A 13,093-nucleotide genomic window follows, 5' to 3' on the forward strand; every position below is an offset into this window, starting at 1 on the left:
AATCGGTTACTCAAACAAAGTTCTAGACCTAATCGCACACATCTCTAAGTAATTATTACTTTAAGATAAGCGTTTAGCGCAGAATCTTGTAAAAGGCGGCTCTCGAGTCGCCTTTTTTGTATCTTAATTTTGAGTGAGTCTACGTCTAGGAACTTTATATGGATTTGAAAACCCTCCCTACCCTCACCGCACTTTCAGACAATGTGACCATTGTTGAAATTGACCAAGTTAAAGTGGTTCGTGTCATTCACGAAAAAGCGACAGCTGGTATTGCTCTACATGGTGGACACGTCATTTCATTCAAGCCTGAAGGCCAAGAAGATCTGATTTGGATGAGCAAACAAGCGGTGTTTGATGGTAAAGCTGCCCTTCGTGGTGGTATCCCTATCTGTTGGCCATGGTTTGGTCGTATTGCAGCGCCAGCGCACGGTTTTGCACGCAACAGTGAATGGACATTGCTGGAACACCGTGAAAATGAAAACGGTGTCATTGTCGAACTTGGATTGGTTTCATCCGACTCAACACTTGCGGTTTGGCCTTATCAATTTCAAGCTCACCTGCTGATTGAAATAGGTGATGAGCTAAAAGTAACGCTAGGGGTAACAAACACAGATACTCAAGCTTGGACCTTCTCTGGCGCACTGCACACTTACTTAACTGTTGGTGATATTGAGCAGGCGACAACGACTGGTATGGGACCTGAATACATCGATAGCCTTAAAGACGGAGCAATCTGCCAAGGTAGTAACGAACTAAAACTTACTGACACGATCGACCGTGTTTACACCAAGCCAGCAGATCAAATTACCGTGTCTGACCCAATATTTAATCGTTCAGTCGTTGTTGAAAACCAAGGTCATAATTCTGCGGTATTGTGGAACCCTTGGGCTGAAGGTGCTAAAGGCATGGGGGATATGCAAGATGACGGTTACAAAACCTTCCTTTGTGTAGAGTCTACACTACACGCGCCATCACTAGAGCAAGGTAAAACCTTACAACCTGGCGAACACCACCAGCTAATCACGACAATCAAGTCAATGTAATAAATAGGTCGGATTTCCGGCCTATTGTAATAAATCTCTCCTTCTTCAGGTCTACTCCTAGTTATCCATTGGTTTACTGCATTTTTTTGACAAATTACTTAATAGATATCAATTAAGTCATCCATATAAGTCGATAGCATGCATTTCACAACAACCAATCAGTTTTATAAATACCAGGAAAGACACTACATGTTGCAAAAATATAGAAACCAAAGCGTTGGTTTCCAACTAAAGTTGGTTATCACTTTGTGTCTGCTTGCCACTTTTTCCAGCATTGCTGCACTTGTTTATCAAAACGCTTCAAGCGTGTTACTGGAAAATACCTTGAAGGAGCACCAATCTAAAGTTGAGTCTATGGCCAAAACCATCGCTGGCCAGTTCAACGCCTACCTTCATACTGCAGAAGTCTTAGAGTCTACGTTTCGTAATGGCTATTTAGCAGGCGTATACGTCGAAAGCTATACCGTTGAATTTCAAGGAAACCAAGTACCCAACATCACTCAATATAGTGAAAGCTTGGTCAACGACACTAAATTGGTAGACAGCTTTACACGCGATACAGGTGCGGTCGCGACGATATTTGTCCCTTTAAACGACGATTTCATCCGAGTTGCAACGTCGCTCAAAGATCCACAAGGAAATCGAGCAATAGGTACAACGCTAGGTAAAAACCATCCTGGCTATCAAAAACTGATTAGCGGCCAACCATACTATGCTCAAATAAAGCTTTACGGCCAACGCTACATCACATACTACGCGCCTTTAAAAGATGCTAACGGTACAGTAAAGGGCATTACCTTCATCGGACTTCCGGTAGAGCGAGCTACCCAAAATCTGTTTGATTCACTAGAAACCGTTAACTGGGGTGATACGGGCTACACCATCATTCTCGATAACAAGGAAGATAACTTAGGTCATTACCTACTTCATCCGAAACACAAAGAAACGGATCCACCAATTCAAGAAGTCTCAGATTACAACGGCAACAAACCGTTCTACAAAATATTCGAACAAAAGAGTGGCCTAATTCGCTATCCATATGAATACAATGGCCAAGTTGGGGAAAAGTATCTCGTCTTTACTGAAGTGCCTGGTTGGAACTGGAAACTGTTAGGTGGCACCTTTATTAGTGAAGTCACAAAAGGAAGCCAAGCACTACTAGAGCTTATCGCCATCATCTCAGTTTTGGTCGCTGCAGGAACGTTTGTAATCCTTACCATCGTGCTCAACAGAATGCTGAAACCACTAACTATCCTAGATGGTTACATGGGCCGACTTGCAAAAGGTGAAGTGAGTATTCATATCCCTGCTACGGGACAAGCATCCAAAAACGAGATTGGTAACCTCAGTAATGGTGTTGCCAACATGGCCAATCAATTGGATGAGCTCGTTGGTCAGATCCGGGCAACAAGCGATCAAGTCGAAAGTAACTCAACGTGTGTTGTGAATGATGCGAATCACAACCTCACCCAATCTGATTTACAACAAGAACAGGTGGAGCAAGTCGTCACAGCTATAGAAGAAATGGCATCTTCCGCTCAATCTGTTGCTCAACAAGTTGAAAGTATCGCAGAAAACGTACGTTCAGCGAATACAGATAGTCAGTCTGGTTTAGAGGTAGTGGAAGGCGTTTGCATCGATGTTGCCCAGCTTAATGATCAGTTAGATCAATCAGCGGCGGCAATAGAGCAGGTGAACATAGATAGTGAGAGTATCCAGACTGTCACGAAAATGATTGATGAGATTGCGGAGCAAACTAATCTGCTGGCACTGAATGCCGCTATTGAAGCTGCTCGAGCTGGAGAACAAGGACGAGGCTTTGCTGTCGTCGCCGATGAAGTACGCACACTCGCTCACCGAACTCAGACATCAGTCCAAGACGTCGTCAGTATTATTGAGAAGCTAAAAGGCTCAACCAGCAATGCGGTAAATATGATGACGGAAAGCCAAAACAATGCCAATAAAGTACTAGATAAGGCTCAAGAGGCAGGAAATGCATTGGAAGCGATTGCTAGCCAAGTGCAGTCTATCGCTTCTCAGGCAGATGCGATTGCAGCAACATCAGAAGAGCAAGCGCAAGTCTCGCAGGAAATTGCTGCAAGTGCACACTCGATCAGTGAGCTGAATAGAGAAAGCCGAGACACAAGTGCACAAACTTCTGAAAGCGCTACCCAATTACAAAAGCAAGCGCAGCACTTAAAGCAACAAGTGGATTTTTTCCACTAACCCACTTAAAGAGCCGATAGATTTCGGCTCTTTTTATTTCGCTGACCTCATTCTTTTTGATAGAATTTGCCGCCTCACTTCTGCCTTGAGTATGTCATGAACTATCAGTGCCCTCTTTGCCATCAGCCCTTATCACGTTCCGAACGTAGTTTCCGCTGTGAAAACAACCACGCTTTTGATTTAGCTAAAGAAGGCTACCTCAACTTGATGCCGGTACAACATAAGCGCTCGAAGGATCCTGGCGACAATAAAGAGATGACGCAAGCACGCAGACGCTTCCTAGAAAAAGACTATTATCGTCCCATGAAGCAGAAAGTGGCTGAGCTTTGTGCAGAATATGTCGATGGCGAAAGACCACAACTCCTTGATATTGGTTGCGGCGAAGGTTACTACACCAACGCAATCGCACAACGATTACAAGAGAGATCTGACAGCTCGCAAACCTACGGCTTAGATATATCAAAAGTGGCGATTCGCTACGCAGCGAAGCGTTATACCAACTGTGCATTTAGTGTTGCATCTAGCCACCGGCTGCCTTTTGCAAACCAAAGTCTAAATGCTGTGGTTCGAATCTATGCACCATGCAATGCTGATGAATTAGCTCGAGTGACAACTGATAATGGTATCGTTGTTACAGTTACACCAGCTGCACGTCACCTATATCAATTGCGTGAGGCCATCTATACGGATGTTCGACTGCACAGTGAAGATCCCGAACAAATTACTGGCTTCAGCTTAGAGAAAGAAGAAACGCTTAGCTACGTTATGCCTCTCGCCCAAGGCGATGCCTACGACCTCTTGCAAATGACTCCTTTCGCGTGGAAAGCGTCAGAATCACTACGTGAAGAACTTCAATCCGCTACACTGTTTGAGTGTGAGGCTGACTTTATGATTCGCGTTTATCGCAAGCAACAACAAAACCAATAGATAATAATTCTCATTATTATTGAAACATTTTAAAGCCTCCAGTAGTATGCTCTCACCAATTTCTGGAGGTTTTTTAATGCGTACTGTAATCGCAACTTCTCTTTTCACTCTTTTCCTAACGGCCTGTTCAACAACTTATGATCAGACGCCAACAACATTCTACGACTACAAGCTTCTTTCTCCTCAAGCAAAGCAAATTCAGCTGAGCCAGCTTCCGAAAGAGCTTAGTGAGGCAGACGTTATTTTGGTTGGTGAGTGGCATACACATGCCGGTGTACATCGTTTTCAAACCGATTTATTGCAACAGTTGATCACCAGTAATGAAGCGGTCGCGCTTTCAATGGAACAATTCTCTAGAGACAAACAAGAGGTCCTTGACGAATACCTTAGCGGCACCATCGGTGAACAAGTTCTTATCAGCAACGGGAACGCTTGGCCTAATTACGAAAGTGATTACCGACCTCTCGTAGAGTTGGCAAAAAGAAACAATCTAGACATTATTGCATCCAATGCGCCTAAACCAATTGTGCGTTGTATCGGCCGCCAAGGTCTTGATTATTTAGATAAACTTACAGAGAAAGAGCGATCGTTCTTAGCAAGCAACATCGACACCTCAACGACGCCTTACAAAGAAAAATTTATGGCGTCTATGCATCACGGTAAACCCGAACAAACCGAAAAGCAGTTCGCCGCCCAGATTACTTGGGATGAAACTATGGCAGAAAGCATCGTCAACTATTTAGAGCAAAATAGTGGCTCTCAAGTTGTTCATATCGCTGGAAAATTTCACACGGAGCTAGGGCTTGGTACCAAAGCTGCTATTCTGAAACGCAACCCTTCCCTCAAAGTCGCTGTAATTACACCAGTACCAACGGCTGATTCTGATAGCGGTGATGATTTTCGCCTAGTCGTCGTTGAGCCGCCGGTGCGATATGTACAAATGGAAAATCGAATGAAGGCGTACCAAAAGTTGAAAGGTCGCAATGATGATCTAACTTGTCGTTAAATTATTGATTAAAACCACTGACGAGTATCAAGCATACTCGTCAGTTTTATCTTATTTCCTACCCGTCCGCTACAAACAGGCATACTTTATGCTTGAGTGAATTTCATACAAATTACGCATATTTTGCACAAGTTTTTCACAACACGGTCGATATATTGTCTGAGGACAGTATAAGGAGTTCACTATGACCCCAGTAGGAATGGCGCCGGCACAGCTTTCGCCAACCCAGCAGGTTAAGCCTCAATCAAGCCCTGTGGATAGCTCTCAGGCCTCAACACCATTGAAAGTTGAGCAAAATAAAGTCACTTTATCTGAAGAAGGCAAAGCGCTTTTAGCCGCTTTACAAGAGATTGAAAAAGACTCAGTGGCTGAAAAAGGTGACAAATCCGTCGGCGATAAGGTTGAGTCATTTGCTCATGGTGCACTGGGTATGGATCACCCTGACAAAATTAAAGAGGAAGACGATGGATCTTACTCTGCGGGGCAATACCTTTCCGCTGCGGCAACCGTTGGTGGCATTTTGCTAGCCATACTATAAACCAGCCCCCTCTCAATGGTTGATTAGATTTATTACTCTTGTCGACAAACAATCGAGTTTGTTGGCAGACATTATTGCGTTCCATAATCAGGCAATTTTTGTTTATGGATTAATTGCACGTGAAAAACGCTTTTTCGCTTATTGATAAGCCCACCTTCTTTGGCGCTATCGCCCTTTTGCTGACCGTCATTTTTCCTCTCATTTTATTCCCTCAGCAAGGGGCAGACTGGATTGCCATCGCCAAGAACTTCATGACCGATAAACTCGGTTTCCTTTATTTAGCACTCGGTCTTAGTGCGTTCTTCTTTATGATCTACGTCGTCTTCAGTGACATGGGGCAAATCAAACTAGGTGACCCTGACGAGAAGCCTGAATTTGCCACCTCATCTTGGGCAGCGATGCTGTTCTGCGGAGGCATAGGCGCAAGTATTCTTTACTGGGGCTGTATTGAATGGGCGTACTACTACCAAAACCCACCATTTCAGCTAGAACCAGGCAGTGAAGAAGCCGTGCGCTGGGCTGCGACCTACGGTATCTTCCACTGGGGTCCGATTGCTTGGTCGATTTACCTGATCCCTGCTCTGCCAATCGCATACTTCTTTTATGTTCGTAAGCAACCTGTGTTAAAAGTTTCCAGCGCTCTTATGCCAGTGATTGGCGAAGAACGAACCAATGGCGCAGCGGGTAAAATTGTCGATGTGCTGTTTATTTTCGGCTTGTTAGGCGGTGCTGCGACTACGTTAGGTCTTGCCGCGCCTCTCATCGGTGAAGGCTTAAACTTCCTATTTGGTATTGAACAAAGCACTCTGAGCCAAATCGCGATCTTACTCGTTTGTACAGCGATTTTTGCTTACTCTTCCTATGCGGGCATGGAGAAAGGCATCAAGATCCTCAGCAATATCAACTTCTGGGGCGCGATGGGGCTACTGGCGTTTGTCCTTGCTGTTGGCCCAACCATTTTCATGCTAGAAACCGGCCTCGATTCTATCGGCCGAATGTTATCTAACTTCTTTGTCATGGCGACTTGGGCTGAGCCATTTGGTGGATACGGCACCTTCGACGATACTCATTTCCCACAAGATTGGACCATATTCTACTGGGCTTGGTGGTTAGTATTCGCGCCGAGCATGGGCCTGTTTGTTGCTCGGATTTCACGCGGCCGAACTATCAAACAAATGGTATCTGGCTCTATCTTCTTTGGATCGTTAGGCTGCTTCTTGTTCTTTATGGTCCTGGGTAACTATGGGCTATCGCTACAGCTCTCCGGAGAGCTGGATGTAGTTGGTATTCTGAATACAGAAGGGGCAACCAAAGCCATTTTCTCAATGCTTGATGCTTTGCCAATGGGCACATTAGTGATCGCTGTGTTCACTATTCTATGTGTTATTTTTACCGCAACTACATTCGACTCTATCTCATACATCTTGGCATCTGTTGTTCAGAACAACGTGACTGAAGAGCCAATGCGTTGGAACCGCATGTTCTGGGCATTCGCATTGTCGTTCTTGCCAACGGTGCTCATGTTCTTAGGTGGCTTAAGCACATTACAAACTGCAGCTATTGTTGGCGGCTTACCTCTACTTGGGATCTCTGTGATGTTGATGGTATCCGCCGTTCGAGCCACTTCATTGGATCTACGTCATCAGGAAGACTATGTTGAGCCAACCATCAACATCGAAGAACTACCAGATATGGACCCATGGTCTTTGGAAGGTATGGCTCTCGCACGATTTGAACGCAGCCGCGATGCAGCACAAGAAGCCGCTGAACTAGAACGTGAAGCATTGGCTAACGTAATGAAGGTGAAAAAACACATTCGTGCTTTTGCTTTAGAGCATGATGGCGAAGAAGCATTCTCCGATCACCATTTACCTCAAGAGCTTCAAGACGAGCTTCAATCTGCTCTAGACGCTGTATCAAAGGCGCAAGATGCAAAAGAAGCCGCGTCTGAGCAAGCACAAATGGCAAGAAGCGAGTTTAATCAAGCGGTCGTCAACGCGGCAAGCTAACTCTTTCTTTGGCCATGCCCCTCTCCTTCCTAAGTCAAAGCTCATCATTAGATGAGCTTTTTTTATCTTCTTTCAGACTAAAATCGAATAATTACTCAGTTTTATATTTATGACATAAATACGAAACACATTTGACATAAACCGGTGTTGTAATCAGCTCGCTTTTATAAATAAGGACAATTCGATGAAGCACTTAATCAAACCGGTTATTGCCGCAGTGGCAACGTCTACGCTATCGTTCAATGTACTTTCAGCGGAGATCAAAAACGTTATTTTGATGATTGGTGATGGTATGGGCCCACAGCAAGTCGGCCTACTAGAAACCTACGCAAATCAAGCACCAAACTCAATCTATAAAGGCGATAAAACCGCCCTATATAAGCTGGCTCAAGAGGGCGTTATTGGCTCTTCATTAACTCATCCAGAAGATGCGATTGTAGTTGACTCGGCATGTTCCGCTACCATGCTTGCGACTGGAACATACACGGCTTCAGAAGTAATAGGTATTGATTCACAAGGCCATCACTTAGAAACGGTGTTAGAGAAAGCGAAAAAAGCAGGCAAAGCCACAGGCTTAGTTTCCGATACCCGCCTAACTCACGCGACACCTGCAGCCTTTGCCGCTCACCAACCTCACCGCTCATTAGAAAACGACATTGCTTCAGATATGTTAGCCACAGGTGTCGACGTCATGTTATCTGGCGGGCTGCGTCATTGGATTCCTAAATCCACAAATGATAAAGGCGAGACCTATAAAGAGTTACAAAGCCTAACTCAAGGCGATGTGTATCTAAAATCGAAGCGTAAAGATGATCGTAACCTTCTGACAGAAGCACAAAAAGGCGGCTACCAACTGGCATTTAACCGAGCCATGCTTGACCAAGCGAAAGGTGACAAGCTACTTGGGCTGTTTGCGTATTCAGGCATGGATGATGGCATTGCTTACAGCAACAAGAAGATGACTGGTGAGCGCACCCAACCAAGCCTTAAAGAGATGACGGATAAAGCGCTTGAAGTATTAGCGAAAGACAAAGATGGCTTTTTCTTAATGGTTGAGGGCGGCCAAATTGACTGGGCTGGCCATAGTAACGATGCGGGGACTATGCTGCATGAAATGATCAAGTTTGATGAAGCCGTAGAATCGGTCTACCAATGGGCAAAAGATCGTGATGATACGATTGTTATTGTCACTGCTGACCATGAAACGGGATCATTTGGCTTTAGTTACTCGTCTCAAGATTTACCAAAGCCTCAAAAGCGTTCTGGTGAAGCCTTCGCCAAACGTGACTACGCACCTAACTTCAATTTTGGCTCATTTGATATCTTAGATGGCTTGTACAATCAAAAGCAAAGCTACTACGGCATGATCAGCCAATTCCAAAAACTGGACAAAGCGCAGCAAACTCCTGAGAAGTTGGCTGAAATTGTAAACCAAAATAGCGCCTTCCCTATTACAGCAGAGCAAGCGAAAAACGTGCTAGCCAGCAAGCCAAATCCATACCGTCTCGCTCAGCATAAATACTTATCGGCGGAAAACGTGCCAGCTATTAACGACTTCGATGCCTTCTTCCCATATAACGATCGCGGCAACCTATTAGCTCGTGAGCAAGCGACAGGACAAAACATCGTTTGGGGTACCGGAACTCACACTCATACACCTGTTAATGTCTTTGCTTGGGGACCAGCAGATAAGATATTGCCTGTATCAAAAATCATGCATCACTCAGAGCTAGGTGAATTCATTAAACAGCAAGTGAACTAGTTTTAACTGGAATAAACTCGCACTACTCAGCGCCCTTCGGGGCGTTTTTTTGTTTTCGGTTTCGATGTTGACTCTCGGCATCAGAGAAGATAAAAATGACCGCTGCAATAACCTAGGCTATCCATTATGTGTGAAATATTCTCTCAACAACCGCAAGAAAACTACCAAACTATCGCGCGTTCTATTCGTATAGATGGTCACGCAACCAGCATCAAGCTCGAGGCCAGCTTCTGGCAGATCCTAGAAGAGATTGCGTCGCAACAAGAAATGACATTGCCCCGCTTTATTAGCTCTATCTACAGCGAAGCATTGCAACACAATGGTGAAATCAGCAATTTTACCTCGCTATTACGTTGTGCCTGCTTAATTTATCTTCGCCAGCCTCATGACGTGATGGCTAGTGTAAAAGAGCAACTGATAGAAAACGTATAAAAATCGTCTTGTCGTACTCTAGTACTACCTGACGATATTCAGCTGCCAGTATCCTACCTTCATCAGAAGTAAGAGGCAGTTATGACAAAACTCATTCATTCCATGGTAAGGGTCCGTGACCTTGCCCAATCCATCGTATTCTACCGCCAAGCCCTAGAGCTCGAAATCAAAGATCAGTACATCTTTGATGGCTTTAGCCTCACCTACCTGGCTAATGAAGAAACTGGCTTCGAGTTAGAGTTGACGCACAATCACGACCAAGAAGAGCCGTATAGCCATGGCAGTGGTTACGGTCATCTTGCTGTTAGTGTTGAAGATATTGAACAAGCACATCAGCGGATTACCAATTTGGGTATTGAGGCTTCAGATGTAAAAGCACTTGATCACAATGGCGTACACCTTGCGACTTTCTTTTTTATCACTGACCCTGATGGCTATAAGATTGAGTTTCTTCAGCGTCAAGGCCGTTACCTATAAAGAGAATGACTATGATTAATCTAACCGCTGCGTTCCATGCTAAAGAAGACCTAGAGCAAGAGTTGCACTTGCTATTATCGGCAATGATTGAGCCAACCCGAAAAGAGAAAGGGTGTCTCTCCTATCGTCTATTTAAAAACGCTGATGATGCAGCGCGCTTTACTTTTCAGGAGCAATTTGTTGACCAACAAGCGTTCGACTTCCATTGCCAACAGCCCTATTTTCAAGACCTACTCAAGCAATTAGACGGGGTTTTGCGCGAAGAGCCTGTCATTACCTTCTATGAGGAAGTTGAATAAAAAAAGAGCGCCATGATGGCGCTCTTTTTTAACTGTCTTGCGGCAACTCTTTCACCATGTGAAGGTGAACATCTTGCTGTGGAAACGGAATCGAAATGCCTTCTTTATCAAAACGCAGCTTAACTTCTTTGGTCACATCCCAATAAACATCCCAGTAATCATCCGTTTTAACCCAGGGGCGAACAATAAAATCGACTGACGACGTATTTAAGGTATGAACTTTAATATTCGGTTCTGGTGAACGCAGGACTAGAGGGTGCGAGGTAACAATATCAGTAAGCACCTGCTCCGCTTTCAGTAGGTCATCACTATAGCCAATCCCAAACACCATATCGACACGACGAACACGCTCATGGGTGACGTTCTTAATCACATCCCCCCAAATCTTACTGTTTGGAATGATGATGATTTGGTTATCAAAGGTTTTGATCGTCGTATTCACTAGGCTCATATGACTCACTTTACCGTCTACACCACCAGCAAAAACAAAATCACCGACATCAAACGGACGGTAAATCAGTAACATCATCCCAGCAGCAAAGTTAGACAGCGTGTCTTGAAGCGCGAAACCAATAATGACACCTGCGATACCAAAACCTGTTAGAACCGGAGCAAGGTTTAAGCCTATTTGCGATAACGCAACAAGAATACCAATCACCCAAACGATGTTGCCTGACATTCCGATAAAGAAATCTTGCATCAACTGTGAGAGTTTTAGGTTCTTCGAAATAACGGTTTTACTGATCACCTTTCGGGTTAGCTTCGCCACCATGCTCGTTGCCAACAATATCAGCGCGAACACAAACAATTGGAACAGATGTTGTGGTGCGTTGTTAGCAAACCAATCCCAAATATTTGTCGACCAGTGCGTGACGATCGAGATAAGCACTTTACCATCTAGCAAATCTTGCGTGATGCTTCCTGTTACTTCGAACATCAAACGCTTGTATTCTGAAGTATCAATATCCAGTTGATCACCAATCGAAATCAGTGAGTTCAAACTATCGACCGCAATGCCCATGCGCTGTTTGATAACCAACTGAGTTAATTGCAGTGAGGATTTTTCCGACTCAGGGCTTACAGCTAACTGCTTGCCAACAACCGTGACTTGCTGGTTGAAGTACTCAACAGAGGCTGACATCAGGCGTAAACGCTTACTCACCAGGTCTTTAAACTGTGCTTCCGCTGCGGTCTCATCAACACCAAGTTCTTTCAACCACTCAATGTTCTGCCAATTCGCTTCAATGATGGTGTCTAAATAGTGTTGCAACTCTTGATAGTCATTCAATAGCGTCAGACGTTCTTCATCTTTCGCTTCATTGATCTTTTCGTTAAGTGCTTTAATTTTCTCTTCTAGGTAAACATTTGCGCCTTGAGAGTAATTTTGCTGCATTTCTACTTGGTCAATGAGCTTTTGTTTCGGAATGGATTCACGGCTAATGGCTGTCGCAAGCGCTGCACGAAGATCTTCATTTTTTTGAAACAGTTTTAGCTGCAGCGCATCTTTTTCCTCGCCACTGGTGGTAGCCAACGCGTCTGAAAGCTCTTTCAAATCAAGATTTATTTTATCGAGATTCAGCTCTGCTTTTGATTTGGCTGGAGCACTCGCCTCATCTGATGCGTAAGTCGGTAAGCTGACCATGGTAGTCAGCGCCAGCATCAGAGTAAAAAGGGATAACATCAAGTTACCGCGAGAACAGTGTCTCATGTATACCTCAAACAATAAGTCTTTGTTTCTTTTGTAGATGAAACTAAGTGTACACCACAAAACTAAAAAGAATTGCGGGTAAATCGTCAAAGATAAGCAAATAGAAAAACAGCCGCTAGAAGCGGCTGTTTTAAAAAATCTTAACGATTCGGATGATTCAAAATGTGGTCTTCCCAGTTTACCACCTCAATTTCGTAAACCACCTTATTACGAACGCTTTCACCCGCTGCATGCATAGCAGATTTTGAGCCTGTGATCAGTGGGTGCCACTCAGGTAAGTTCTCGCCTTCTGCTAACAAACGGTACGCACAAGTGTGTGGTAGCCAAGTGAAGTCCTCAATATCATCTTGAGTTAGCTTGGTACACTCTTCATCGTAATTAAATCGGTTCGGATAGTCTTTACAAGAGCAAGTTTTGCTATTGAGTAAACTACACGCCACATTGGTGTAGTAGATCTCATCCGTATCTTCATCCATGAGCTTGTGTAGGCAGCATTTACCACAACCATCGCAAAGAGACTCCCACTCTTGTTCGGTCATCTGCTCTAGTTTTTTACTTTGCCAAAATGGTGTGCTCATCGGTGTTACTTCATTATCAGACTGGGGGGCGATTTATACCGTTTAGACCTTAAAAGTTCAAGGGCAAAGTTTGAGCTGATCGATCTAC

The 13,093-nt window shown here is 44.3% G+C and carries 12 protein-coding genes; 10 read left to right on the plus strand and 2 right to left on the minus strand.

What is annotated here, in order from left to right; genetic code table 11:
* The first annotated feature begins 158 nt into the window (after nt 1-158).
* The 10 genes from AC4MRV_RS15465 to AC4MRV_RS15510 all read left to right on the plus strand — a co-directional run bounded on the left by AC4MRV_RS15465 (nt 159) and on the right by AC4MRV_RS15510 (nt 10,719).
* Nucleotides 159-1,043: a D-hexose-6-phosphate mutarotase gene (locus AC4MRV_RS15465; RefSeq protein ID WP_491188224.1), complete on the plus strand. Its 885-nt coding sequence runs from the start codon at nt 159-161 to the stop codon at nt 1,041-1,043.
* A 189-nt stretch (nt 1,044-1,232) separates the two neighbouring features.
* Nucleotides 1,233-3,269 carry a methyl-accepting chemotaxis protein gene (locus AC4MRV_RS15470; protein WP_491188225.1) on the plus strand — a complete coding sequence of 679 codons (2,037 nt, stop codon included), beginning with the start codon at nt 1,233-1,235 and terminating at the stop codon, nt 3,267-3,269.
* Between the two features lie 96 nt (nt 3,270-3,365).
* On the plus strand, nt 3,366-4,196 hold the full coding sequence (gene rlmA / locus AC4MRV_RS15475; protein ID WP_491188226.1) for a 23S rRNA (guanine(745)-N(1))-methyltransferase: 831 nt from the start codon (nt 3,366-3,368) through the stop codon (nt 4,194-4,196).
* A 76-nt stretch (nt 4,197-4,272) separates the two neighbouring features.
* On the plus strand, nt 4,273-5,202 hold the full coding sequence (locus tag AC4MRV_RS15480; RefSeq protein WP_491188227.1) for a ChaN family lipoprotein: 930 nt from the start codon (nt 4,273-4,275) through the stop codon (nt 5,200-5,202).
* A gap of 184 nt (nt 5,203-5,386) precedes the next feature.
* Nucleotides 5,387-5,740, plus strand: a complete 354-nt coding sequence (locus AC4MRV_RS15485) for a hypothetical protein (RefSeq protein WP_491188228.1) — start codon at nt 5,387-5,389, stop codon at nt 5,738-5,740.
* 119 nt (nt 5,741-5,859) lie between these two features.
* Nucleotides 5,860-7,749 (plus strand): BCCT family transporter, encoded by a 1,890-nt coding sequence (locus AC4MRV_RS15490; RefSeq protein ID WP_491188229.1) that lies wholly within the window; start codon nt 5,860-5,862, stop codon nt 7,747-7,749.
* Between the two features lie 184 nt (nt 7,750-7,933).
* Nucleotides 7,934-9,511, plus strand: a complete 1,578-nt coding sequence (locus tag AC4MRV_RS15495) for an alkaline phosphatase (protein WP_491188230.1) — start codon at nt 7,934-7,936, stop codon at nt 9,509-9,511.
* Nucleotides 9,512-9,637: 126 nt separating this feature from the next.
* Nucleotides 9,638-9,943 (plus strand): ribbon-helix-helix domain-containing protein, encoded by a 306-nt coding sequence (locus tag AC4MRV_RS15500; protein ID WP_491188231.1) that lies wholly within the window; start codon nt 9,638-9,640, stop codon nt 9,941-9,943.
* An 81-nt stretch (nt 9,944-10,024) separates the two neighbouring features.
* Entirely contained in the window at nt 10,025-10,420 is a 396-nt protein-coding gene (locus tag AC4MRV_RS15505; protein ID WP_491188232.1) for a VOC family protein, read from the plus strand.
* 11 nt (nt 10,421-10,431) lie between these two features.
* Entirely contained in the window at nt 10,432-10,719 is a 288-nt protein-coding gene (locus AC4MRV_RS15510) for a putative quinol monooxygenase (RefSeq protein WP_491188233.1), read from the plus strand.
* A 28-nt stretch (nt 10,720-10,747) separates the two neighbouring features.
* Here the strand turns inward: AC4MRV_RS15510 and AC4MRV_RS15515 are convergent, their stop codons facing one another.
* The gene (locus AC4MRV_RS15515; RefSeq protein WP_491188234.1) at nt 10,748-12,427 is read right to left on the minus strand and encodes a mechanosensitive ion channel domain-containing protein; all 1,680 of its coding nucleotides are present in this window, start codon (nt 12,425-12,427) and stop codon (nt 10,748-10,750) included.
* Between the two features lie 140 nt (nt 12,428-12,567).
* Nucleotides 12,568-13,005, minus strand: a complete 438-nt coding sequence (locus AC4MRV_RS15520; protein WP_491188235.1) for a YcgN family cysteine cluster protein — start codon at nt 13,003-13,005, stop codon at nt 12,568-12,570.
* Nucleotides 13,006-13,093 lie beyond the last annotated feature (88 nt).

This window comes from Vibrio sp. (assembly GCF_984391705.1).

What these genes read in the sequence shown, in the direction of transcription:
- AC4MRV_RS15500 (WP_491188231.1), top strand. Translation starts at nt 9,638, where the DNA reads ATGTGTGAAATATTCTCTCAACAACCGCAAGAAAACTACCAAACTATC.
- rlmA (WP_491188226.1), top strand. Translation starts at nt 3,366, where the DNA reads ATGAACTATCAGTGCCCTCTTTGCCATCAGCCCTTATCACGTTCCGAA.
- AC4MRV_RS15505 (WP_491188232.1), top strand. Translation starts at nt 10,025, where the DNA reads ATGACAAAACTCATTCATTCCATGGTAAGGGTCCGTGACCTTGCCCAA.
- AC4MRV_RS15510 (WP_491188233.1), top strand. Translation starts at nt 10,432, where the DNA reads ATGATTAATCTAACCGCTGCGTTCCATGCTAAAGAAGACCTAGAGCAA.
- AC4MRV_RS15520 (WP_491188235.1), bottom strand. Translation starts at nt 13,005, where the DNA reads ATGAGCACACCATTTTGGCAAAGTAAAAAACTAGAGCAGATGACCGAA.
- AC4MRV_RS15495 (WP_491188230.1), top strand. Translation starts at nt 7,934, where the DNA reads ATGAAGCACTTAATCAAACCGGTTATTGCCGCAGTGGCAACGTCTACG.
- AC4MRV_RS15480 (WP_491188227.1), top strand. Translation starts at nt 4,273, where the DNA reads ATGCGTACTGTAATCGCAACTTCTCTTTTCACTCTTTTCCTAACGGCC.
- AC4MRV_RS15465 (WP_491188224.1), top strand. Translation starts at nt 159, where the DNA reads ATGGATTTGAAAACCCTCCCTACCCTCACCGCACTTTCAGACAATGTG.
- AC4MRV_RS15515 (WP_491188234.1), bottom strand. Translation starts at nt 12,427, where the DNA reads ATGAGACACTGTTCTCGCGGTAACTTGATGTTATCCCTTTTTACTCTG.
- AC4MRV_RS15485 (WP_491188228.1), top strand. Translation starts at nt 5,387, where the DNA reads ATGACCCCAGTAGGAATGGCGCCGGCACAGCTTTCGCCAACCCAGCAG.
- AC4MRV_RS15470 (WP_491188225.1), top strand. Translation starts at nt 1,233, where the DNA reads ATGTTGCAAAAATATAGAAACCAAAGCGTTGGTTTCCAACTAAAGTTG.